General features: G+C 71.2%; 21 protein-coding genes. 16 read left to right on the top strand and 5 right to left on the bottom strand.

All coding sequences use genetic code 11. The features are described 5' to 3' along the window. The first annotated feature begins 84 nt into the window (after positions 1–84). Positions 85–1,038, top strand: coding sequence for an ABC transporter permease (locus NRB56_RS10890; protein WP_153340958.1), 954 nt, complete (start codon positions 85–87; stop codon positions 1,036–1,038). A 220-nt stretch (positions 1,039–1,258) separates the two neighbouring features. Here the strand turns inward: NRB56_RS10890 and NRB56_RS10895 are convergent, their stop codons facing one another. Beyond that, positions 1,259–1,690 carry a Fur family transcriptional regulator gene (locus tag NRB56_RS10895; RefSeq protein WP_406603459.1) on the bottom strand — a complete coding sequence of 144 codons (432 nt, stop codon included), beginning with the start codon at positions 1,688–1,690 and terminating at the stop codon, positions 1,259–1,261. A 2-nt stretch (positions 1,691–1,692) separates the two neighbouring features. After that, positions 1,693–2,088: an ArsR/SmtB family transcription factor gene (locus NRB56_RS10900; RefSeq protein ID WP_153340960.1), complete on the bottom strand. Its 396-nt coding sequence runs from the start codon at positions 2,086–2,088 to the stop codon at positions 1,693–1,695. A 170-nt stretch (positions 2,089–2,258) separates the two neighbouring features. Here NRB56_RS10900 and NRB56_RS10905 point away from each other — a divergent pair, with 170 nt between their 5' ends. Together NRB56_RS10905 and NRB56_RS10910 are read left to right on the top strand one after the other, a co-directional pair. After that, positions 2,259–3,650, top strand: a complete 1,392-nt coding sequence (locus NRB56_RS10905) for a glycine--tRNA ligase (RefSeq protein WP_319942827.1) — start codon at positions 2,259–2,261, stop codon at positions 3,648–3,650. A 17-nt stretch (positions 3,651–3,667) separates the two neighbouring features. Continuing rightward, on the top strand, positions 3,668–4,573 hold the full coding sequence (locus NRB56_RS10910; protein WP_153340962.1) for a serine hydrolase: 906 nt from the start codon (positions 3,668–3,670) through the stop codon (positions 4,571–4,573). A gap of 64 nt (positions 4,574–4,637) precedes the next feature. On the opposite strand, the gene NRB56_RS10915 is transcribed toward NRB56_RS10910, so the two are convergent. Then, positions 4,638–5,591, bottom strand: coding sequence for a LysR family transcriptional regulator (locus NRB56_RS10915; RefSeq protein WP_319942828.1), 954 nt, complete (start codon positions 5,589–5,591; stop codon positions 4,638–4,640). An 84-nt stretch (positions 5,592–5,675) separates the two neighbouring features. On the opposite strand from NRB56_RS10915, the gene NRB56_RS10920 reads away from it, so the two are divergent. Further along, the gene (locus NRB56_RS10920; protein WP_153340964.1) at positions 5,676–6,650 is read left to right on the top strand and encodes an MBL fold metallo-hydrolase; all 975 of its coding nucleotides are present in this window, start codon (positions 5,676–5,678) and stop codon (positions 6,648–6,650) included. A gap of 9 nt (positions 6,651–6,659) precedes the next feature. Here the strand turns inward: NRB56_RS10920 and NRB56_RS10925 are convergent, their stop codons facing one another. After that, positions 6,660–7,301, bottom strand: a complete 642-nt coding sequence (locus NRB56_RS10925) for a YbhB/YbcL family Raf kinase inhibitor-like protein (protein WP_319942829.1) — start codon at positions 7,299–7,301, stop codon at positions 6,660–6,662. Positions 7,302–7,442: 141 nt separating this feature from the next. Here NRB56_RS10925 and NRB56_RS10930 point away from each other — a divergent pair, with 141 nt between their 5' ends. From NRB56_RS10930 to NRB56_RS10965, 8 genes are all read left to right on the top strand, one after another. Continuing rightward, entirely contained in the window at positions 7,443–8,297 is an 855-nt protein-coding gene (locus NRB56_RS10930) for a helix-turn-helix transcriptional regulator (protein ID WP_319942830.1), read from the top strand. Between the two features lie 269 nt (positions 8,298–8,566). Beyond that, a complete protein-coding gene (locus NRB56_RS10935) occupies positions 8,567–8,917 on the top strand; it encodes a hypothetical protein (RefSeq protein WP_153340968.1) in 351 nt (116 codons plus the stop codon). Positions 8,918–9,032: 115 nt separating this feature from the next. Continuing rightward, complete coding sequence (locus NRB56_RS10940) at positions 9,033–9,941, top strand: NADP-dependent oxidoreductase (protein ID WP_153340969.1); 909 nt, start codon at positions 9,033–9,035, stop codon at positions 9,939–9,941. Positions 9,942–10,027: 86 nt separating this feature from the next. Continuing rightward, positions 10,028–10,963 (top strand): ABC transporter ATP-binding protein, encoded by a 936-nt coding sequence (locus NRB56_RS10945; protein WP_153340971.1) that lies wholly within the window; start codon positions 10,028–10,030, stop codon positions 10,961–10,963. A gap of 1 nt (position 10,964) precedes the next feature. Next, positions 10,965–11,738, top strand: a complete 774-nt coding sequence (locus tag NRB56_RS10950; protein ID WP_153340973.1) for an ABC transporter permease — start codon at positions 10,965–10,967, stop codon at positions 11,736–11,738. Between the two features lie 153 nt (positions 11,739–11,891). Continuing rightward, positions 11,892–13,517 (top strand): sensor histidine kinase, encoded by a 1,626-nt coding sequence (locus NRB56_RS10955; protein WP_227837565.1) that lies wholly within the window; start codon positions 11,892–11,894, stop codon positions 13,515–13,517. Next, entirely contained in the window at positions 13,514–14,119 is a 606-nt protein-coding gene (locus NRB56_RS10960; protein ID WP_153340975.1) for a response regulator transcription factor, read from the top strand. The genes NRB56_RS10955 and NRB56_RS10960 overlap by 4 nt, the downstream gene beginning before the upstream one ends. A gap of 23 nt (positions 14,120–14,142) precedes the next feature. Continuing rightward, positions 14,143–14,553 carry a VOC family protein gene (locus NRB56_RS10965; protein ID WP_227837478.1) on the top strand — a complete coding sequence of 137 codons (411 nt, stop codon included), beginning with the start codon at positions 14,143–14,145 and terminating at the stop codon, positions 14,551–14,553. 373 nt (positions 14,554–14,926) lie between these two features. Here the strand turns inward: NRB56_RS10965 and NRB56_RS10970 are convergent, their stop codons facing one another. Then, complete coding sequence (locus NRB56_RS10970; protein WP_153340979.1) at positions 14,927–16,927, bottom strand: TPM domain-containing protein; 2,001 nt, start codon at positions 16,925–16,927, stop codon at positions 14,927–14,929. Positions 16,928–17,050: 123 nt separating this feature from the next. Between NRB56_RS10970 and NRB56_RS10975 the strand changes: the two genes are divergently transcribed. From NRB56_RS10975 to dnaG, 4 genes are all read left to right on the top strand, one after another. After that, positions 17,051–17,716: an MBL fold metallo-hydrolase gene (locus tag NRB56_RS10975; protein ID WP_153340981.1), complete on the top strand. Its 666-nt coding sequence runs from the start codon at positions 17,051–17,053 to the stop codon at positions 17,714–17,716. Between the two features lie 65 nt (positions 17,717–17,781). After that, a complete protein-coding gene (locus NRB56_RS10980; protein ID WP_153340982.1) occupies positions 17,782–18,480 on the top strand; it encodes a YdcF family protein in 699 nt (232 codons plus the stop codon). A 50-nt stretch (positions 18,481–18,530) separates the two neighbouring features. Next, the gene (locus NRB56_RS10985; protein ID WP_153340984.1) at positions 18,531–19,784 is read left to right on the top strand and encodes a deoxyguanosinetriphosphate triphosphohydrolase; all 1,254 of its coding nucleotides are present in this window, start codon (positions 18,531–18,533) and stop codon (positions 19,782–19,784) included. Between the two features lie 80 nt (positions 19,785–19,864). Next, the gene (gene dnaG / locus NRB56_RS10990; RefSeq protein ID WP_319942831.1) at positions 19,865–21,790 is read left to right on the top strand and encodes a DNA primase; all 1,926 of its coding nucleotides are present in this window, start codon (positions 19,865–19,867) and stop codon (positions 21,788–21,790) included. Positions 21,791–21,793 lie beyond the last annotated feature (3 nt).

The following is a 21,793-nucleotide window of genomic DNA, read 5'->3' on the forward strand; positions in this document are numbered from 1 at the left end:
ATGCTCGTTCTTGACAAGCGGCGGCGGCCGATGCGACCGTGGAGACGCCAAAGAGAACGAACATCCGCTTTTCTTGGAGTCGTCATGACTGTCACCACCCGGGCCGTCGCCGTGGGAATCGTCGCGGCCCTCGTCCAGGCCCTGATGCTGGTCGCCTTCGCCTGGCCGGCGGCCAATCTGAAGCCGCGGGATCTGCCGGTCGCCGTCGCCGGTCCACAGGCCGCCGCGGTCGCGGGGAAACTGTCCGCACACGATCCCGGCGCCTTCGAAATCCATACGCTCGCGGACGAATCGGCGGCCGTCGCCGCCATCGGTGATCGAGAGGTCTACGGCGCGATCGTCACCGGCGGCGAACCCCGGGTGCTGGTCGCCTCGGCCGCGAGTCCCGTTGTGGCACAACAACTCACCGCGATCGCGCAACAGCTGTCGGGAAGCGCGGTCGCACCGGTGCGCGATGTGGTGGCCGCCGATCCGCACGACCCGCGCGGCGCCGCGTTCGGCGCGATGGTGCTTCCCCTGGTGATGGCGGGTATCGCCGCCGGCGCGCTGCTGTGCCTGCTGGTGTCGGCCGTCGGAGCGCGGGCGCTGGGCCTGGTCACCTTCGGTATCGCGGCCGGACTGCTGAGCATGGCTGTCGTGCAGGGCTGGCTGCGACTGCTGCCCGGCAACTATCTCGTGCTCGCGGGCGTCGCCGGGCTGGTGTCGGTCTCGGTGGCGGGCACGATCGTGGCGCTGCACGCCCTGATCGGCCCGCCCGGTATCGGTCTCGGCGCGCTGACCATGCTGCTGATCGGCAACCCGTTCTCCGGGGCGACCTCCGCACCGGAACTGCTGCCTCGGCCCTGGGGCACGATCGGCCAGTCACTGCCGCTGGGCGCGGCCGCGAGCCTGCTGCGTTCGGTCGCCTACTTCGACGGCCGGGCGGCCGCCGGGCCGCTGGCGGTTCTGCTGATCTGGACTGCGGCCGCCCTGGTCCTACTGGGCGCCGGAGCATTGCGCACCCGGCGCGCACCCGTAGCCGAACCGGTGCCGGCCTGAGGCGCCGACGCCTGGACAGGTCCACGGCTGCCCGGACGGCCGCGGACCCGTGCTGTGCGGGATCACTCGAGCCGCCGGAGCACCGGCTACCCGTGGCGATGTCGAGTGCGCCCCACTGCGCGCCGCGACGAACGCCCATCGCGCCGCGACGAACGCCCACTGCACGCCGCGACGAACACGGTTCCTCCGGCGAATCGCGCGAGCTGGGCGGCGCGGTCGATCAGGAGGCGCTGTGCTTGCTCGCGCAGTTCCGGCAGGTGCCGAAGACCTCCATGGTGTGACTGATATCGATGAACCCGTGCTGACCGGCCACCGATTCCGCCCACGCCTCCACGGTCGGCCCCTCGACCTCCACCGTGCAGCCGCAGTGCCGGCACACCAGGTGGTGATGGTGTCCCTTCGAACACTGCCGATAGACCGACTCACCGGAGTCGGTGCGCAACACGTCCACCATGCCCGCGTCGGCCAGTGACTGCAGCGTGCGGTAGACGGTGGTCAAGCCGATGCCCTCGCCGCGGCGGCGGAGCTCGTCGTGCAATTCCTGGGCGGATCGGAATCCGTCGATGTCGCCGAGCAGGGCGGTGATGGCGGTGCGCTGACGGGTGCTGCGGATTCCGACGGACTTCTCCGAGGTGCCCGTGTTGTCCGGCACGATCACCCTTCCTCGGCGTGGGCGACCGCGTCGACCACGATGCGTGCCAGATGATCGTCGACCAGCTCGTAGATGACCTCGCGGCCGGTCCGCTCGCCACGCACCACACCCGCCGACTTGAGGATGCGCAGGTGCTGGCTGACCAGCGGCTGGGTCACGCCGAGGGTGTCGACCAGTTCGTGCACGCAGCGCGGCGACTCGCGCAGTTGCAGCACGATGGCGATGCGTACCGGCGCGGCGAGCGCGCGCAGCAGTTCACCGGCGTTGTCGAGCACGCCGCGCGGCGGTACCGCGGGGGCCGACGGCGCCCGATAGGGGTACGGATCGTGAGGGATGGGCGTGGGCGCCTCCACGGCGACACGGCTGCGCCGCGCGGGAACACCACTGTCGGCGGTCATCGAACCAACTCCTTATTGGAAATCGATGCCAATTATTGTTATGCGCAGGTTCGCATGTCAACAGCGGGTCGGCGCGTGTCACCCCGATACTGCGTCGACCACGCCGGGGGCAGGCCATTACGCTGGTCTGGATCGCCGTTTGCACACCGTCCAGAGGGAGAGCTCGAGTCGTGGCACCCAAGTCGAAGGTCGACACCGTCGCCAATCTCGCCAAGCGCCGGGGCCTGGTCTACCCCAGCGGCGAGATCTACGGAGGCACCCGGTCGGCGTGGGACTACGGCCCGCTCGGTGTCGAACTCAAGGAGAACATCAAGCGGCAGTGGTGGCGGTCCATGGTGACCGGCCGCGACGACGTGGTCGGCCTCGACTCCGCGATCATCCTGCCGCGGCCGGTGTGGGTCGCCTCGGGTCACGTCGCGGTGTTCAACGATCCGCTGGTCGAATGCCTGAACTGCCACAAGCGGCACCGGCAGGACCACCTGCAGGAGGGGTACGCCGAGAAGCACAAGATCGACGACCCGGACACCGTCTCGATGGAGCTGATCGGCTGCCCCGACTGCGGCACGGTCGGCAAGTGGACCGAGCCGCGCGACTTCAACATGATGCTGAAGACCTACCTCGGCCCGATCGAGTCGGAGGAGGGCCTGCACTACCTCCGGCCGGAGACCGCGCAGGGCATCTTCGTGAACTTCGCCAACGTGATGACCACCGCGCGCAAGAAGCCGCCGTTCGGCATCGCGCAGATCGGCAAGAGCTTCCGCAACGAGATCACCCCCGGCAACTTCATCTTCCGCACCCGCGAGTTCGAGCAGATGGAGATGGAGTTCTTCGTCAAGCCCGGCGAGGACGAGCAGTGGCACCAGTACTGGATCGACACCCGGTTCGCCTGGTACACCGACCTCGGCATCGATCCGGAGAACCTGCGCCTGTACGAGCACCCGAAGGAGAAGCTCTCGCACTACTCGACCCGCACGGTCGACATCGAGTACCGCTTCCACTTCCAGGGCAGCGAATGGGGTGAGCTGGAGGGCCTCGCCAACCGCACCGACTTCGACCTGTCCACGCATTCGAAGCACTCCGGCAGTGATCTGAGTTTCTTCGATCAGAACACCGGCGAGCGCTACACCCCGTACGTGATCGAGCCCGCGGCCGGCCTCACCCGCTCGCTGATGGCGTTCCTCATCGACGCCTACAACGAGGACGAGGCGCCGAACGCGAAGGGTGTGCCGGAGAAGCGCACGGTGCTGCGCCTGGACCGCCGCTTGGCGCCGGTGAAGGCGGCGGTGCTACCGCTGTCCCGCAACGCCGACCTGTCGCCGAAGGCGAAAGACCTTGCGGCACAGCTGCGCAAGAACTGGAACGTCGACTTCGACGACGCCGGCGCGATCGGCCGCCGCTACCGCCGGCAGGACGAGATCGGCACCCCGTTCTGCATCACCGTCGATTTCGACACCCTCGAGGACCAGGCCGTGACGGTCCGCGAGCGCGACTCGATGACGCAGGAGCGCATCGCCCTGGATCAGGTCGAGGGCTACCTGGCCCAGCGGCTGATCGGGGCCTGACCGCCGGATCCGGTGGCATGACAACGGTTTTCGAGCAAGCGGGCGTGCGGGGTGTCCTGCACGCCCGGTGCCTCGGCACCGGCGCCGAGATCGATCTCGGCGCGGACGATCCCGTGGTGCTCGCCTCGGTCGTCAAGGTGCCGCTGGTCCTGGAGTTCGGCCGGCAGGTCGCCGCGGGACAACTCGACCCGGCCGACCGGGTGCGGGCGGTCGCGGCCACCCGGCTCGGCGGCACCGGCCTGGCCGGTTGCGCCGACGACGTGGAGTTGAGCCTGCGCGACGCCGCCTATCTCGCCCTGTCGGTCAGCGACAACACCGCCGCGGACCTGCTGTTCGACCGGGTCGGCCTCGACAACGTCCGCTCGCTGCTGCGCGAACTCGGTCTGCACCGGACCCGGATCGTCGGCGCACCACGGGATCTCGTGCGCACCATGGCCGAGGATCTCGGCGTCGCCGACGCGGCCGAATTCGCCCGGCGCTTCCCGGCCCTCACCGCCGACGAGGTCTTCGGCCTGCGCGCCCTGGATCCGTTGCGCACCAACGCGAGTACGCCGCGGGAGATGACCGGGCTGCTCGCGGCGATCTCTCGCGACGAGGCCGGGCCGCCCGAAGTCTGTCGCTGGTTGCGCGGACTGATGAGCCAGCAGGTCAACTGGTACCGGCTGGCGGCGGCCTTCCCGCCCGAGGTCGCCGTGTGGGGCAAGACCGGCACCCTGCCCGGCCTGCGCCACGAGATCGGCGTGGTCGAATATCCCGACGGCGGCCGGTACGCGGTAGCGGTCTTCACCCGGGCCGGGACATTGGAACAGCGCCTGCCGCAAGTGGATCGGGCGATCGGCGTGGCGGCCCGCGAGGCGGTGGAGCAGTTGCGTGGGGAAAGTACAGCTCGGTCGGTGCGGCGAGGTTACTCCGCGACCGTGTGAGGCGGCGGCCGGGTCGTCGGCGGCGGCTGAGAAAACTTGATGGGCAACAGCTTCGGGACCGAGCTCAGGGGCGCCCGAACACCGCGTTCCAGGGCCGCTGCCCGCTCTCCAGGGCAGTCGTCTCCGAAACCCCGTCCGCCCCGAGCACTTCCGTGATCAACTCGGCCAGCCGGCGCACCGCGGGATGCGGGACGGCCGCGGGCCAGGCCGCCGACATCCGCCGGATCAGCGGGGTGTCGCGCAGCGGCCGCCACACCGCGCGGGTTTCCTTGCGCGCCACCGTGCCCTGTTCGAAGGCGACACCCTGACCCGAGAGTACTTGTCCCAGCACGAATTCCGGATTGCGGGCGTGGACCACCCGGGCGGGCCGGAAGCCGTGCTCCCAGCAGGTGCGCAGCGTGGTGTCGTAGAGCCCCGGCGCGGCCGCGCGCGGGAACAGCACCAGTCCCTCACCGGCGAGGTCGGCGAGCGCGAGTTCCGGCCGGGCGGCCAGCGGGGAGTCACGCGGGAGTACCACGCCGAGCGGGGTCTCGATCACCGGTCCCAGCTCCAAGCCGACCACGTCGACCGGATGCTGGAGCAGCCCGGCGTCCAGTTCGCCGTCGCCGAGCAGCCGGACCTGTTCGGCGGTACTGAGTTCCAGCAGATCCAGCCGGACTTCCGGGTAGCGCTGCCGGAAGCCCGTGAGCAGCGCCGCGAGGAACCGGCCGGGCACCTCCGGCGGCACCCCCACCCGCAGCGCGTCCATCTCGCCCCGATGCGCCTTGCCGACCAGGGTCCGGGCCCGATCCCAGCGGGCCAGCAGATCGCGGGACTCGGCGAGCAGGATCTGACCGGCCTCGGTGAGTTCGACACCACGCCTTCCCCGGTCGAACAGCCGCGCGCCGAGGTCGCGCTCCAGCTCCCGGATCCGCTGACTCAACGGCGGCTGGGCGATACCCAGCCGCTCGGCGGCCCGGCCGAAATGCCGTTCCTCGGCGACCACGACGAAGTAGCGGAGCTTGCGCAGGGGGTCCACCCTGCGACGATATCGGTTTCGATATCGCCGCGTCGCGGGATCGGTCTTGGACGGCGCCGCCCTCGCCGTGTTTCGGTGTCCGGCATGACAGATCAGAGTTTCCGCGGTCCGAGCCGGCGCGCGCTGCTGGGCGCAGGGGTCGCGGCGGCGGCCGCACTGGCGGCCGCGTGCGCGAGCGAGCCGGCCGCCGCACCAGCGACCACCACCACCGCACCGTCGGACACCACGCTGCGCTGGTGGGGGAACAACGGCTGGGAGATCCGGGCCGGCGCGCGGACCGTGCTGATCGATCCGTGGCTGACCAGGTTCCGGACCGGTACCTACACCCCGCAGGGCGCCGATCCCCGGTCGCCGCTGTCGGTGGACACCGCCCTGATCGACTCGTACGTGGATTCCGGGCAGCTGCGCGCGGACCACATCCTGGTCACCCACGGCCACTACGACCATCTCACCGATGTCCCGTATCTGGCCCAGCGAACCGGTGCGACGGTGCTGGGCACCGAGACCCACCTGAACCTGATGGCCGCGCTCGGCGCCCCCGAGAATCAGCTCGCCCTGGTCACCGGCGGGGAACAGTTGGACTTCGACGGATATTCGATCCGGGTGCTGCGCTCCCTGCACTCCGAGGTCGGGACCCGCACCCAGATCGCCTACCCGGGAACCAGACCCGGCTATCCGGCGACGAAACCACCTCGTCCGCAGGTCATCTCAGATCTGGTGGAGGGTGGGACGCTGGCCTACCAGGTGACCGCGGGCGGGCGGAGCGTGCTGAACTTCGGCGGCTCCAACTACATCGAATCGGAACTGGCCGGACTGCGTCCCGATGTGGTGCTGCTCCCGACCGGCGGTGCCCGGGTGCACGACTACGTGCCCCGGCTGCTGACCGTACTGGGCCACCCGCGCCTCGTATTGCCCACGCACTGGGACGATTTCGACTATCCGCTGGGTGAGCCCGCGCGGGACGCCGGCGGGCTGGAGCCGCTGCGCAAGGCCGTCGCCGCCGCGGACCCGCACGCGACATTCCGGGTGCCGGCGCACCTGGAGGTGGTCACCCTCTGATCTCGCCGGCTACCGCGCGGCGGTGACGGTCAGGCGGCCGGCGCCGACGATGTGGCCGTACATCGAGAAGGCGGCCAGTGCCGGTGGCGTGGCCGCGGGCAGGCCGAGAGTGGGCACATCCAGGGCCAGCACGCTGATGCGGTAGCGATGAGCCGGGTCGCCCGCCGGTGGGCACGGACCCTGATAGCCCACCGAACCGGCATCGTTGGTCCCCGAAACGGCCGCCGTGGCAACCGAATCCGGTGCGGAACCGGCGGCGGCCGGAATATCCCAGGCCAGCCAGTGCCAGAAACCGCTGCCGGTCGGCGCGTCCGGATCGAACATGGTCACCGCGAAGCTGCGCGTGGTCGCGGGCGCGCCGCTCCACTGCAATCGGGGCACGTGCCCGGCTCCGGTGCAGCCGAACGAGCCGGCGAATTCGTCGGCCGGAAAGCTCTGTCCGTCACGCACATCCGGACTGTCGACCCGGAAAGTGACGGCGCCGGAGGGTATTCCGGATCTCACATGATCGCCAGGCGTCGTTGCGGCGGCCGGCGTCGTCGCGGTGCCGGTCGGCGCGGCGGCGGGGACGCCGCTGTCGTCGCAAGCGGCGGCGGTGAATGCCACCACGGCTGTGGCGATGACGGCGGTGACAGGGGCCGGATTTCGCACGGCTGCTCCTCCTCGGGCGGTGTTTCGAATGATGGAACGATCGTCTCGTTCTCCGGGACACCGCGGAAGGGCGCGCGGATCCTGGTATTCCGCCTGCCACCCGGCGGATCGGCCCGAATCGTGAGGGGACATGATGGGCCGGTGAGCACGGCAGGACACGAGACGGAACTCGGCTCGTTCCTGCGCGCCATGCGGAACCGGACGCGACCCGAAGAGATCGGACTGCCGGTGGCGGGCCGCCGCCGCACCCCGGGGCTACGCCGGCAAGAGGTCGCGGAACTCGCGGCGGTCAGCATCGACTGGTACATCCGGCTCGAACAGGGCCGCGTCGGCGCGCCGGGCTCGGCGGTCCTCGACGGCATCGCCGACGCGCTGCGGTTGTCGGCCGCCGAACGGACCCATCTGCACCTGATCGCCCGCGGCGAGGCGCCGCCGCCCGTCCACACTCCGGCAGCCGTGCGGTCGTCGTTGCGCGTGATCCTGGACGGCCTGGTCGCGCTGCCCGGCTACGTGGTCGACCATCGGTTCGACGTGCTGGCCTGCAACGAGGCCGCCGTGGCGCTGTTCGGTACCGGATTCGGCACCGGACTCGCCGCGAACACCGCCCGCACGCTGTTCCTGGATCCGGTCGTCCGCCGCACCCACCTGGACTGGGACCGGATCGCCCGCGAAACCCTCGGCAACCTGCGGGTGAACCTGGCGCGATATCCCGGCGATGCCGGGCTGCGGGCCCTGATCGACGAATTGAACGGCGCCAGTGCAGAATTCGCGACCTGGTGGCGCGACCACACCGTGCGGGAGCGGGCCCACGGAACCAAGACGATCCGGCATCCCGACGTCGGTGACCTGACCGTCGCCTACGACAACTTCGCGGCCCAGGACGATTCCGGTCAGACCCTCGTCGTGGTGACCCCTGTCGACGACATCGCCACTCGTGCCCTGCACGCCTTGATCACCGCGCACCGCGGCGCCGCCCACCTGCCCGCCGCCGGCTGAGTGTGCGCCCGGGCGGTGGCCGCGGGACAGCGGTAGCCGGGGGCCGGCGTCGGCCGGGGACAGCGGCGGCTGAGGGATGGCGTCGGTCGGCCGGGGACGGCGGCACTCCGGCGGACGCGTCACGACCCTCCCTGCACCCGGATCGACTCGACCGACCGGTCTTCCGGTAACGCACTGCGGATCTCGGGGGCACCCAGTATGGTGTGCGCGAAGACGGGTGCTGTGTGGGCTCAGGGTGGCGCGGCCGAGACGACATCGAGGTGGGATTGGTGGATTCGGGGCAGGCCGCGGGCTTTCCGCGGGACCGGATGGCGCGCCTGCTGGAGTTTCCGGTGGCGATGGCGGCGATGGCCGGCTTGCTGGTGTTCGGCGCGGTCGGACTGACCGCGATCCACGACGAAGCATGGATTCCGGCGGTACTGGCCGCGCTGCTGGCGGTACCGTGCGCGCTGATCGTGCTGCTGAACATCCTCGTCGAGACCGCCGGGATGCTGCTGCCGTGGCTGGCCGCGGTGGCCGTGGTGCTGTCGGTGCCGCTGCTGCCGATTCCGGGAGTGCGGCGCTGGGCGGCCCGGATAGTGAAGCAGCACAACGTGTTCGGGATGGGCTCGGACCGCTGACCACGTGCGGCCGGGTCTCCGGCTCGGCGGCGGGCGTGCGTCGGCCCGGGAATGCCCGGAGCGCCGGGTAGGTTCGGATCGGGTGAACGATGTTCCCGAGCCGAGAGGTGCAACCATGGCGCGCGCAGTGAGGTTCGATCGGTACGGCGATGTCGACGTGCTGAACGTCGTCGAGGTGCCGGATCCGGTACCCGGGCCCGGTCGGGTGGTCGTCGAGGTCGTCGCGGCGGCGATCAATCCGGGGGAGTCCAAGATCCGCGAGGGACTGCTGCACGATTACTTTCCCGCGACGTTCCCCTCGGGTGAGGGCAGCGATTTCGCGGGCCGGGTGGCCGCCGTCGGTGATTCCGGGGTCGGCGGGCTAGACATCGGGGCCGAGGTGATCGGCTTCACCGACGAACGGGCAAGTCACGCAACACATGTCGTGGTCCCGTTCGAACAGCTGACCCCGAAGCCGGCCGAACTGTCCTGGGAGGCGGCGGGTTCGTTGTACGTCGCGGGTACCACCGCGTTCGCGGCGGTGCGGGCGGTATCCGCCGGGCCGGGTGACGTGGTCGCGGTGTCCGGTGCGGCGGGAGGAGTCGGGTCGATCGCGGTGCAGTTGCTGCGCGAGCGCGGCGCGACGGTGATCGCGATCGCCGGGCCCGCCAACCACGATCGGCTGCGCGGGTACGGCGCGACCCCGGTCGCCTACGGCGACGGCCTGGCCGAGCGGCTGCCCGCCCTCGACGCGTTCATCGACACCCACGGCGACGGTTACGTCGAGCTGGCGCTGCGGCTCGGGGTGGAACCGGAACGCATCGACACCATCGCCGATTTCGCGGCCGTCGAGAAATACCAGGTCCGCGGCGACGGCAACGCCGCCGGCGGCACCATCGATGTGGTTGCGGCACTTGCCGATCTGGCCGCCGCCGGCACCATCGAGATTCCGATCGTCGCCGTCTACCCGCTCGACCTGGTCCGGGACGCCTACCGCGACCTGGAACACGGTCACACCCCGGGCAAGATCGTGCTGCGCCCCTGAATTCGGGCCTCGCCGTGACAGTCGTCATGGCAGGTTCGTGACGCTCGGGCCAGGTACCGCCGCGCCGGGCGGGCGACAGTGGAGGCATGACCTCATCGATCACGGCCCGCCCGGCGGACCGGTCCGGTATCGGACCGGCCATCGAGATCCGCGGCCTCACCAAATCATTCCGCGCCCGCACCGGGCCGGTCCGCGCCGTCGACGGCCTCGACCTGGTGGTCGCGCCCGGCGAGATCGTGGCCTTCCTGGGCCCGAACGGCGCGGGCAAGTCGACCACGATCGATATGCTGCTGGGCCTGCTGCGCCCCGACGACGGACAGGTGCTGGTGTTCGGCGGCCCGCCCGCGGAAGCGATTGCCGCGGGCCGGATCTCGGCCGTCCTGCAATCCGGCGGACTGCTGCCGGACGTGACCGTCGCCGAGACCGTGCGGATGGTGGCGGCCCTGCACGCGGCGCCGCGGCCGGCCGCGGAAGTGCTGGCGCGCGCGGGTATCTCGGACATCGCCGATCGGATGGTCGGTAAATGCTCCGGCGGCCAGCGGCAGCGGCTGCGGTTCGCGCTGGCGCTGTTGCCCGATCCGGACCTGCTGGTGCTCGACGAACCCACCACCGGCATGGATGTGGAAGGGCGGCGCGACTTCTGGAACGCCATCCGCCGCGACGCGAGCGACGGCCGGACCGTCGTGTTCGCCACCCACTACCTGGACGAGGCCGACGCCTACGCCGATCGGATCGTGCTGGTACGCAACGGATCCGTGGTCGCCGACGGCAGCGCTGCCGCGGTCAAGAATCTGGCCGCGGGGCGGACGGTCAGCGCCACGCTGCCCGACGCGGATCAGGGCCGCCTGCTGGCGATCACGGGCGTCGACCGGGTCGAACAGCGCGGCGACCGGATCCTGGTGCACGCCAAGGACTCCGACGCCGTCGCCCGCTACCTGCTCACCGGCACCGGCGCCGTCGACCTGGAGATCACCGCCCGCAACCTCGAGGACGCGTTCCTCGCCCTCACCGGAGACAACTGAGATGACGACACTCGACTCCCGCCCCGCCCGCCTGCGTCCCGGCGGCGTCAGCGCCGGCTTCGTGGGCCTGGAACTGCGCCGCATGCTGCGCAACCGCCGCACGCTGGTGTTCACCCTGCTGATGCCCACCCTGTTCTTCACCATCTTCGGCCTGCAATCCGATTACCGGACACAGGCTTTCGGCTCCGGCAACGTCACCGCGTACGTCATGGTCTCGATGGCCGTGTACGGCGCGATGCTCGCCACCACCAGCGGCGGCGCCATGGTGGCGGTGGAACGCGCGCACGGCTGGAGCCGCCAGTTGCGGCTGACGCCGCTGCGACCGGCCGCCTACATCGCCACCAAGATGATCGTCGCGATGACCCTGGGACTGGCCTCGGTCGCGGTGGTGTTCGTCGCCGGCGGGCTGGTCGGCTCGCGGTTGCCGGTGGCCGCCTGGGTGGGCTGTTTCGTGCTGGCCTGGCTGGGTTCCCTGGTGTTCGCCGCCTTCGGCCTGTTCGTGGGCTATCTGCTGCCGTCGGAGAACGTGATGCAGATCATCGGCCCGCTGCTGGCGGCGCTCGCCTTCGGCGGCGGGCTGTTCACACCGCTGCACGGCTGGTTCGCGACCGTGTCGAAGGTGTTCCCCACCTACGGCATCGCCACGCTCGCCCGGCTGCCGTTCGCCGACGCGAGCGCGGGCGCGATCGTGGCGGCGCTGCTCAACATCGCGGTCTGGACCGGCGTGTTCGCAGGTGGGGCGGCGATGCTGTTCCGCCGCGACACCGCGCGATGAGCGACAACCGACCGGCGCCGGCCCGCATCCCGCGGGTCGGTGCGGTAGCGTGCGCCATCGTGGGCAGCGCAGGCGAACCGGTGCGAGGATGAGGAACCGGATCGCCGCGCTGCCCCATCGACACGCCCGGGCGGAGCGGAGGTAGCCGTGCGGATGCCGCTGGCGGGCCTGCCGCGCCGATGGTCCCGCGCACTGGACCGCGCCGCCGAGCGGTCGGCGAACGCGGGCGGGTCGGCCTCCCGGCGGCCCGGATTCGGCGGACTGCTCGCCGGCGGGATGGCGATCGTCTGGCTGCTCTATCTCCTCGGGCCGATCCACCAGGCATGGGTTCACGGACATCACCTGCGCGCCGTTCTCGCGGGTGTGTGCGTCGTCGGCTACGGCACACTGATCGCCACCACGCTGGCCGCCTACCGCGGCCCGGACTGGGAGGACGGTGTCGACCCGCCGGCGCCCGGCCGTGGCGCGTGGATCCGGCTCGCGGCGATGACCGTACTGTTCGCCGCGGTACTCGCACTGCTCGGCTCCGCGGCGGTACCGAGCGTGCTGTACCTCGCCGTGGTCGCGATACTCGTCCTGCCGCTGCGGCAATCGGGAATCATCGCGGGTCTCGTGGCGGTGCTCGCCGCCGGGCTGGCGCTGGTACCGGGGTGGCGGCTCGGTGGCGGCACGATCTTTCTCGCACTGGTCCCGCCGGTCATCTGGCTGGGCCGTGAGGTCGGCACCCGTGGCCGGCGACTGCGTGAGCTGACCCGCCGCCAGCAGGCGGAGTTGGCGATCGTGGCCGAACGCAACCGGGTGGCTCGCGACGTGCACGACATCCTCGGCCATTCCCTGACGGTGATAACGGTGAAATCCGAACTGGCACAACGATTGTTGGATATCGATCCCGAACGCGCCCGCGTGGAGCTGGCCGATGTCGAACGCTTGGCCCGGGAAGCGCTGGCCGGGGTCCGCGACACCGTCGGCGGCCTGCGCGAGGTGAGCCTCGCGGGCGAACTCGCCAACGCCCGCACCGCTCTGCACGCGGCGGGTATCGCCGCCGACCTGCCGGACACCGATGTTCCGGGCGACCGCGGCGTCGTTCTCGGCTGGGTGCTGCGCGAGGCCGTCACGAATGTGGTGCGGCACAGCCGGGCTCGGCACTGCTATGTCCGGGTCACCCCCTCCGCCATCGACATCGTCGACGACGGGCAAGGTCTGGCCGTCGGCGCCCGATTCGGCTCCGGTCTGAGCGGCCTGCGCGAACGGGTATGCGCGGCCGGCGGCGCTTTCACCCTGACTACGCCACCCGGCGGCGGCCTGCGACTGGCGGTCAGCTTCGAGGACGGTGGTTCGTCCGCCCGGGAGGACAGGTGCGCCGCCGGGCACGATGCTACGCATTCCGGCGGCACTCGCGAGAACGGCGGCGCAGCCGGCGGCACCATCGTGCCCTCGCCTGCCGCTGGTACGGGTGCGGTTGTCGCCGGTGACGAGGCCCGGCGCTCAGCCGTCACCCGCGCGCAGCAAGCCGTCGCCGGTGCTGACGACGTGGACGCGACGGCCGGTCGTGCGCAGCAAGCCGTCGCCGGTGCTGAGGATGTGGACGCGACGGCCGGTCGTGCGCAGCAAGCCGTCGCCGGTGCTGAGGATGTGGACGCGACGGCCGGTCGTGCGCAGGAAGCCGTCGCCGGTGCTGAGGATGTGGACGCGACGGCCGGTCGTGCGGAGAAGGGCGTCGCCGGTGATGACGGTGTGCGCCGGGCCCGGACTTCCGAGGAGAGGACCGATGCCGGATGATCCGGTTGCTGCTGGCCGACGATCAGGCGCTGGTGCGCGGCGCGCTGGCCGCGCTGCTCGGGCTGGAGCCGGATCTCGAGGTGGTCGCCGAGGTCGGCAGCGGTGACGAGGTGCTCGCCGCCGTCGAGCGCACCACGCCCGACGTGGTCCTGCTCGACGTGGAAATGCCCGGCCTGGACGGGATCTCGGCCGCCGCGCAGGTGCACGCGCGCTTCCCCCGGGTGCGGATCCTGATGGTCACCACCTTCGGCCGCCCCGGATATCTGCGCCGCGCGATCGACGCCGGCGCCGACGGATTCATCGTGAAGGACACGCCCGCAAGGGAATTGGCCGACGCCGTCCGCCGGGTGCAACTCGGCCTGCGGGTGGTGGACCCGGCGCTGGCCGCCGAAACCCTCACCGCCGGAACCTCTCCGCTGACCGCCCGGGAGCGCGAGGTGCTGGCCGCCGCGGCCGGCGGCGCCACCGCGGCCGCGATCGCCGCCCGGCTGCACCTGTCCGAGGGCACCGTCCGCAACCACCTGTCGGCGGCGATCGGCAAGACCGGCTCCCGCACCCGCGCCGAGGCCGTCCGTGCCGCCGAACGGCTGGGCTGGCTGTAGGCGTAGGTTCGCACGATGTGCACTTGACCCAGATCCGGCTGATCGTGTCCGACTTCACCGGCACCGCCGCGTACTACCGCGAGGTGATCGGCCTGCGACCCCAATTCGACACCGTCGCACCACCGTACGTGGCATTCGAACCCGAGCACGGTAGCGCGCTGTCCCTGCACGACCGCGCCGACCTCGACGCGGTCCTCGGCGGCGTGCTGCGGCCCGGGTCCGGCGCGGACAGCGCGCTGATCGTCCTGCGCGTCGACGACCTGGACCGCTACCTCACCGAGGTCACCGGTCGTGGCGCCGAAATCTGCACGGGCCCGGTCGTTTTCGGCGGCCGGATCCGCAGCGCCTACCTGCGCGACCCGGAGGGCAACCTGCTCGAGATCCAGCAATGGCTGGTCACCCGCAGCGGCGAACCGGTGCCCCCGGCAAGCTGATCTGTCCGGCGGCCGGCCCTCCGCCACACCGAATCTGCGAGGTCCGCGCACAGGAAAAGAATATTCGCCCGCCGCAACGGAATGCCCGCTGCCGCAGCGGGTGTACGGGCTTGCCCCATCGCGTGTCGATTGCGCGACCGGTGCCGGTCGCATCGAGCCGCGCAGGACCGGTGATGTATTCGCCACCGGTCGAGACGAGGCGTAGCGGTCGGTCGAGTATCCGGCGGCCGGTCGGTCCGGCCGGATTGCCGCGGCGGTGCGATCACGTGGTGGAGACCGGCGCGGTTTCGTTCGCTCGGCGACCGCGGCCACCCTGCGCTATCGCCGGTGGCGTGCGGCCCGGGTCCTGGCACAGCAACAGCGGACGTCCGGCTCAGAACCGCCCGCCGCGACTGATCCGGCGGGAGCCGTCGGAACCACCGTAGGAGCCGGGCCCCCACGAGCCCGGATTCATCGGGCCGCCACCGAATCCGCCACGGCCGCCGCCGAATCCGCCGCGCAGCATGCTGTCGATCAGGATGCCGCCCAGGACCGCGCCGGTCTGGGACGACGTCGAAACCGGTTGCCGGGCCTGCCATTCCCGCACGCTCGTCTGGGCCGTGCGCAACGCGCGGGCGGCCAGTTCGGTGGCCTGCTGCGCACTGGCCAGGGCCTGCGGTGGATCGGTGGGCGCCAGGCCGCGGGCCCGGTCGAGGGCCCGTTCGGCCTCGGCGAGCCGGGTACGCGGGGTGGCGTCGATGCCGCCACGCCGGGTGCCGATGTAGTCGGCGGCCGTGCGCACCTGGGTGACGGCCGTGGTCATCGCCTGATCGAGGCGGCGGCGCAACTGCTCGGCGGCCAGTTTGCGATCCGAGGCCGCGGCGACGGCATGTTCCAGCGCGGCGTCGGCGGCCACGGCCTCGTGGAAGACGCCCAGCGGATTGCTGTCGCCGTCGGTGGCCGCCGCGGCCACGGCGGCGCGGCCGGAGGTGATCGCCGCGGTCAGATCCGGGCCGCCGTGCGGGGACAGCGCGGTGGCGGCATCGAGGTCGTGCCGCAGTTCGGCCAGCAGTGCGGGCAGTCCGGCGCGGGCCTGCTCGATATCGGTGGCGGCGGTGTCGACGGCGTCCAGCAGCGTGCGCGCCGCGGTGACCGCCGATTCCGCGCTGCGGATCGCCGCGACCGCGGCGCCCTGCTGCCCGACGGGCCGCGCGACGGCCGTCCGTCCCGCCCCGATGTTGGTCTCGGCGAAGTCGATTCGCTCCCGGGCCATCGCCACGTTGTCCCGGATCGGGGCCAGCGCGGCCGCGGGCTGGTCGCGGGTCAGCTGCGCGAGAGTGCCCTCGGACCGCGGCAGCCGCGCGGTGAGGTCGACCAGCGCCCGGGTGAGGGCGTCCAGCCGGTCCGGTGCGTCGATCAGCAGGTTGCGCATGGTGTCGAATTCGCTGACCTTGGCGTCGAGTTCGCGATCGGCGCGGGCGCAGGTGGAGATCAGCTCCACCAGCAGGTCGCGCCGCTGGTCCGGGGTCTCGGGGATGTCGTCGTCGAGGCGTTGCCGGATCGAGAATGCCTGGGCGAGAGCCTTTTTCGCGGACTCCAGCGCGGCGGCGAAGGGGGCCGTGGCGGTGCCGCCGAATTCGTCGGTGGCCAAACGCAATTCGTCGGTGCTGGTGCGCAGCGCGTCGTCCGTGTCGACCAGGATCTCCCGGGATCGCTCGTCGAGCAGATCGGGGCGCAGCGCCGCGAGGGCGGCGGTGTCGGTCGGATCGACCGCGCGGGCGGCGGCCCGGACCGCGCGCTCCCGGCCGGCCCGGCGGCGCCGCGACACCAGCAGCACCCCGCCGACCGCCAGTACCGCCACGACCGCGACGATCAGTACCGGGCCCGCGCCGATCGGATGGGTGGCGGGGCCGGCGATCGCCTGGCCCAGCCCCTCGGCGGTCACGACGGCCGCCTCGGCCCACTGCCCGTCCCGCAGTCGCGGTTCCACCCGATCCCGCAGCAGCGCATCCAGTTCCGATTCCCGCACCGACTGCGGCAACTGCCCGGTGAAGGCATACGAACGGTCGCCGGTGGCCACCGACAGCAGCACGTCGCGGGAACCGAATCCGGAGGCGGCGGCGGTGCGCGAACCCCACTCCTGCGGGTCCAGCCCGCCGAAGTCGTGCACGTAACTCACCCACAGCCGCTCCCGGTGCGCGTCGTAGAGCGAGTCGATCGCCGCCCGCACCTGTTCGCGCTGCGGCCCGTCCAGGGCCTGCGCGGTATCGGTGACGTAGCCGGGCAGCCGGGCCGGGTCCTCCGCGCCCGCCGCGGCGGGCAGGCACAGCACGATCAGGAGGATCCCCAGCACGGTCAGCAGCGAGCGGAGACGTCGAACCGGTGACGGCGGCATGGCACGAATGTATCCGTCCGGACCAGGTGGGCGCGTGGATCGTGCCCGTGTCGATGCCGGATGGCTAGGATCTATCCGGCTCGCCCGTTCCACCGCACGTCCCGATTCCGCGAGGAGTACCGCATGTCCGAGTACACCGGCACCGTGACCGTCGGCGGTCCGGCCGACGTCCGTGAACTGCCCGCGCTCACCCTCACCAAGGTGGCCGTCGGCCCGTTCGACAACAACGCATACCTGTTGCGGTGCAAGCACACCGGCAAGCAGCTGCTCGTCGACGCCGCCAACGAGCCCGAGACCCTGCTGAATCTGGCCGGCGGGCAACTCGACGCGGTCCTCACCACCCATCAGCACGCCGACCACTGGCAGGCCCTGGAACAGGTGGTCGAGGCCACCGGCGCGACCACCTACGCGGGCGTGCTCGACGCCGACGACGTCCCGGTGCCCACTCAGGTCCGGGTGGACGACGGCGACGTGATCCGGATCGGCGACATCGAGCTCACCGCCATCCACCTGGTCGGCCACACGCCCGGCTCGATCGCGCTGCTGTACCGCGACCCCGGCGACCCGGACGGCCACCCGCATCTGCTCACCGGCGACTGCCTGTTCCCGGGCGGCGTGGGCAACACCCGGAAGGATCCCGAGCGGTTCGCGTCGCTGTACGAGGGTGTGGTGACCAAGCTGTTCGACCGGCTGCCCGACGACACCTGGGTGTATCCGGGTCACGGCAAGGACACCACGCTCGGCGCCGAACGGCCCCACCTTCCCGAATGGCGGCAACGGGGTTGGTGAGATCCGGCCCGACGCAGCCATCGCGTCGCAACCTCCGCGTGACCGGGCGCTGGCAGACTCGGAGCATGTCGCCGGCCTCCGCGCGCACCCGTCCCCGCCGGGCACCCGGCGAGCCGGTTCAGCCGAGCCGGCGCGGCGCCGTCTTCGCGCGCTGGACCGGCCGGCTGGTGTCCGGCGCGGTGCTGATGGCGGTGGTGCTGGTCGGCGGCACCGCGGCGCGGGTGTGGCAGGTGGCGCGCCTCATCGACGAGGACCACGCCGACGCGATCGTGATCCTCGGCGCCGCGCAGTACAACGGCACTCCCACACCGGTGTTCGAGGCCCGGCTCGACCAGGCGTCCAAGCTGTTCTCGAAAGGTGTTGCGCCACTGATCATCACCGTCGGCGGAAAACAGGTGGGGGACAACTACACCGAGGCCGCCGCCGGCAAGACGTACCTGCGGGAAGCGGGGGTGCCGGACGATCGGATCGTGGCCGTGCCGACCGGTTCCAACACCCTGCAGAGTATCGAGGCGGTCGCGGCGGAGCTGAAGTCCCGCGACCTGTCGACGGTGGTTCTCGTCAGCGATCCGTGGCATTCACTGCGAACCCGCACGATGGCCAGGGACGCCGGACTGCACGCCTGGACCGCGCCCACCCGCACCGGCCCGGCCGTGTACACCCGGGAATCGCAACTGCACGGGATCGTCCGGGAGACCGGCGCCCTGCTGTGGTACCAGCTGACCCACGTCTCCGCGGATTTCAAGTACACCGCCGAGCAATGAAATCCACTGTGCGACAACGACTGTGAGAAGACGAACCTGATGAGCAGACGATGACCGGTTATCACGGGGCCGATCGGGATCGCATGGTCGCCGAATCGGCGAAGACGGCCGGGCTGAGCTGGTCCTGCACGCCGGCCGAGCGCAGCCCCTTCGCCCGCGACCGCGCCCGGGTCCTGCACTCGGCGGCGCTGCGCCGGCTGGCCGACAAAACCCAGGTGATGGGACCGCGCGAGGGCGACACCCCGCGCACCCGGCTCACCCATTCGCTGGAGGTCGCCCAGATCGGCCGCAGCGTCGCCGACGGGCTGGGCTGCGATCCCGACCTGGTCGACCTGGCGGGCCTCGCCCACGACATCGGCCATCCGCCCTACGGTCACAACGGCGAACGGGCGCTGGACCTGTTCGCCGACGAGCACGGCGGATTCGAGGGCAACGCCCAGAACCTGCGCATCCTCACCCGGCTGGAACCCAAGGTGTTCGGCCCGGACCCGGACGATCCGGAGAGCTTCGGGCTCAACCTGACCCGGGCCGCGCTCGACGCGACCGTCAAATACCCCTGGGCGCGCGCCGGCAGCGGCACCAAATTCGGCGCCTACGACGTGGACCTGCCCCGGCTGGCATGGGTGCGCGAGGGCGCCCCGGAACGCCGCCAGTCGCTGGAATCGCAGGTGATGGACTGGTCCGACGACGTCGCGTACTCGGTGCACGATCTGGAGGACGGGGTCATCGCGGGCCGCATCGATCTGCGCGCGCTGGCCGATCCGGCCGAACAGGCCGCGCTGGCCGCCCTCGGGCACCGGCAGCATCCCGCCCTGTCGGTGGACGAACTGATCGCCGCCGGGCAGCGGCTGTCCGGGCTGCCGGTGATCGCCGCGGCGACCGGCTACGACGGCACGCTGCGCGCCTCGGTCGCCCTGAAACGGCTGACCAGTGAACTGGTCGGCCGGTTCGCCACCGCCGCGGTGGAGGCCACCCGGGAGGCGTTCGGCGGCCGGAAGCTGACCCGCTACGCCGCCGATCTCGAGGTGCCGCGGCTGGTCGCCGCCGAGGTGGCGATCCTGAAGACGGTGGCGTTGCGCTACGTGCTGTCGGATTCGGACCATCGGCGGCGGCAGGCGGGGCAGCGCGAACGCATCCTGCTGGTCGCGCACCGCCTGCTGGCCGGCGCCCCCGCGACCCTGGACCGGGTGCTGCTGCCGTGGTGGGAGGCCGCCGCCGACGATTCCGCGCGGGTGCGGGTGATCGTCGACCAGATCGCCTCCTACACCGAGAGCCGGCTGGAACGGGTTGCCGCCCTCGCGTAGTCGATCCGGTAACCGATGCCGGCCGAGCCCGGGGCGCGGCCCGGGGACCGGGGAGCGGGCGCGCGGTAGACTCGCACACCGTGGCCGGACGACTCCCTGATCGCGATATCGCGGCAATTCGTGAACGCGTGCGCATCGAGGATGTCGTGGGCGAATATGTGGCACTCAAGCGCGCGGGCGCCGACTCGATGAAGGGCCTGTGCCCCTTCCACGACGAGAAGTCGCCGTCGTTCCACGTCCGGCCGAATCACGGGGTGTTCCACTGCTTCGGCTGCGGTGAGGGCGGCGACGTGTTCGCCTTCCTGCAGAAGCTGGAGCACATCGGATTCGTCGAGGCCGTCGAGCAGATGGCCGACAGCATCGGCTACCGGATCAACTACGAGGGCGGCGGCACCTCGGTGCAGCGCGACCGCGGCACCCGCTCCCGGCTGGTCGCGGCCAACGCCGCCGCGCACGAGTTCTACGCGGCTCAACTGAACGAGCCGGAGGCCGCCGCGGCCCGAAAGTACTTGACCGAGCGTAACTTCGACGGCGACGCGGCCCGCGCCTTCGGCTGTGGCTTCGCCCCCGGCGGCTGGGACACGCTCACGAAACACTTGCTGCGCAAGGGTTTCGACATCAAGGAGCTGGAGGCGGCCGGGCTGTCGAAGCCGGGCCGGCACGGCCCGATCGACCGGTTCCACCGCCGGTTGCTGTGGCCCATCCGTAATCTCGGCGGCGAGGTGATCGGCTTCGGCGCGCGCCGGCTGTTCGACGACGACCAGATCACCGCGAAGTACATCAATACCTCGGAAACGTTGCTGTACAAGAAGTCTCAGGTACTGTTCGGCCTGGACCTGGCCAAACGCGATATCGCGAAGGGTCATCAGGCGGTCGTCGTCGAGGGCTACACCGACGTGATGGCCATGCATCTGGCCGGGGTGAAGACGGCGGTCGCGTCCTGCGGCACGGCCTTCGGCGACGAACACCTGTCCGTGCTGCGAAGGTTGTTGCTGGACGACAACTTCTGGCGCGGCGAGATCATCTACACCTTCGACGGCGACCAGGCCGGGCAGGCCGCGGCGCTGAAGGCGTTCTCCGGCGACCAGAAACTGGCCGGGCAGACCTACATCGCCGTCGCCCCCGACGGCCAGGACCCGTGCGAACTGCGCCAGCGCTCCGGCGACACCGCCGTGCGGGACCTGGTGGCCCGGCGGGTTCCGTTGTACGAGTTCGTGATTCGCGGCCTGCTCGCCGAACACGACCTGGACTCCCCGGAGGGGCAGGTCGAATCGCTGCGCCGCGCGGTGCCGGTGGTGGCGCAGATCAAGGATTTCGCGCTGCGCAAGGCGTACGCGACCAAACTGGCCGGCTGGGTCGGCTGGGACGACATCCAGCAGGTGGTGCGCCGGGTCGGCGACGAGGCCCGTCGCAATCGCGGCGGGGACGAGCGTGGTTCGTCGGGTCGCGGTGCCGCCCCGGCGCGCGGCACCGCGACGGTGTCCGAGCATCCCGCCGCGCGCCCGGCCCCCGCCGATCCGGTTCTGTTGCCGCAGCGGCAGTCCCTGGCCGCGGCCCTGCAATATCCGGCCCTGTCCGGTCCCATGTTCGACTCGGTCGACGCGGAGGCGTACACCCATCCGGCGTATGTGGCGGTGCGCACCGCGATCGCCGCCGCCGGTGGCACGGCCGCCGGACTCGGTGGCTCGGAATGGGTGTCGCGGGTGGCCGACAACACCGAGGACCTGACGCTCCAGGCCCTGGTACACGAACTGTCCGCCGAACCGCTACCGGTCAAGTCGATCGACGACATCCAGCGCTTCGTGATCGGCGTGATCGCCCGCACCCAGGAGGCCTGGGTGGGCCGCCAGGTCGCGGAACTGAAGTCCAAGTTGCAGCGCATCTCCTCCACCGAGGAGTCCGACGCGTACATGGCCCTGTTCGGCGATGTCGTGGCGCTGGAGCAGTACCGCAAGAGCCTGCGCGATCAGGCGATGGGGAACGCCAGCGGTTTCGCGGTGGGCTGAGCG

The organism is Nocardia aurantia (assembly GCF_009604425.1).
GTDB classification, from domain to species: domain Bacteria; phylum Actinomycetota; class Actinomycetes; order Mycobacteriales; family Mycobacteriaceae; genus Nocardia; species Nocardia aurantia.

Coding starts and splice junctions, on each gene's coding strand:
- NRB56_RS10890 (WP_153340958.1), top strand. CDS start 85: ATGACTGTCACCACCCGGGCCGTCGCCGTGGGAATCGTCGCGGCCCTC.
- NRB56_RS10900 (WP_153340960.1), bottom strand. CDS start 2,088: ATGACCGCCGACAGTGGTGTTCCCGCGCGGCGCAGCCGTGTCGCCGTG.
- NRB56_RS10910 (WP_153340962.1), top strand. CDS start 3,668: ATGACAACGGTTTTCGAGCAAGCGGGCGTGCGGGGTGTCCTGCACGCC.
- NRB56_RS10920 (WP_153340964.1), top strand. CDS start 5,676: ATGACAGATCAGAGTTTCCGCGGTCCGAGCCGGCGCGCGCTGCTGGGC.
- NRB56_RS10940 (WP_153340969.1), top strand. CDS start 9,033: ATGGCGCGCGCAGTGAGGTTCGATCGGTACGGCGATGTCGACGTGCTG.
- NRB56_RS10945 (WP_153340971.1), top strand. CDS start 10,028: ATGACCTCATCGATCACGGCCCGCCCGGCGGACCGGTCCGGTATCGGA.
- NRB56_RS10950 (WP_153340973.1), top strand. CDS start 10,965: ATGACGACACTCGACTCCCGCCCCGCCCGCCTGCGTCCCGGCGGCGTC.
- NRB56_RS10955 (WP_227837565.1), top strand. CDS start 11,892: ATGCCGCTGGCGGGCCTGCCGCGCCGATGGTCCCGCGCACTGGACCGC.
- NRB56_RS10960 (WP_153340975.1), top strand. CDS start 13,514: ATGATCCGGTTGCTGCTGGCCGACGATCAGGCGCTGGTGCGCGGCGCG.
- NRB56_RS10970 (WP_153340979.1), bottom strand. CDS start 16,927: ATGCCGCCGTCACCGGTTCGACGTCTCCGCTCGCTGCTGACCGTGCTG.
- NRB56_RS10975 (WP_153340981.1), top strand. CDS start 17,051: ATGTCCGAGTACACCGGCACCGTGACCGTCGGCGGTCCGGCCGACGTC.
- NRB56_RS10980 (WP_153340982.1), top strand. CDS start 17,782: ATGTCGCCGGCCTCCGCGCGCACCCGTCCCCGCCGGGCACCCGGCGAG.
- NRB56_RS10985 (WP_153340984.1), top strand. CDS start 18,531: ATGACCGGTTATCACGGGGCCGATCGGGATCGCATGGTCGCCGAATCG.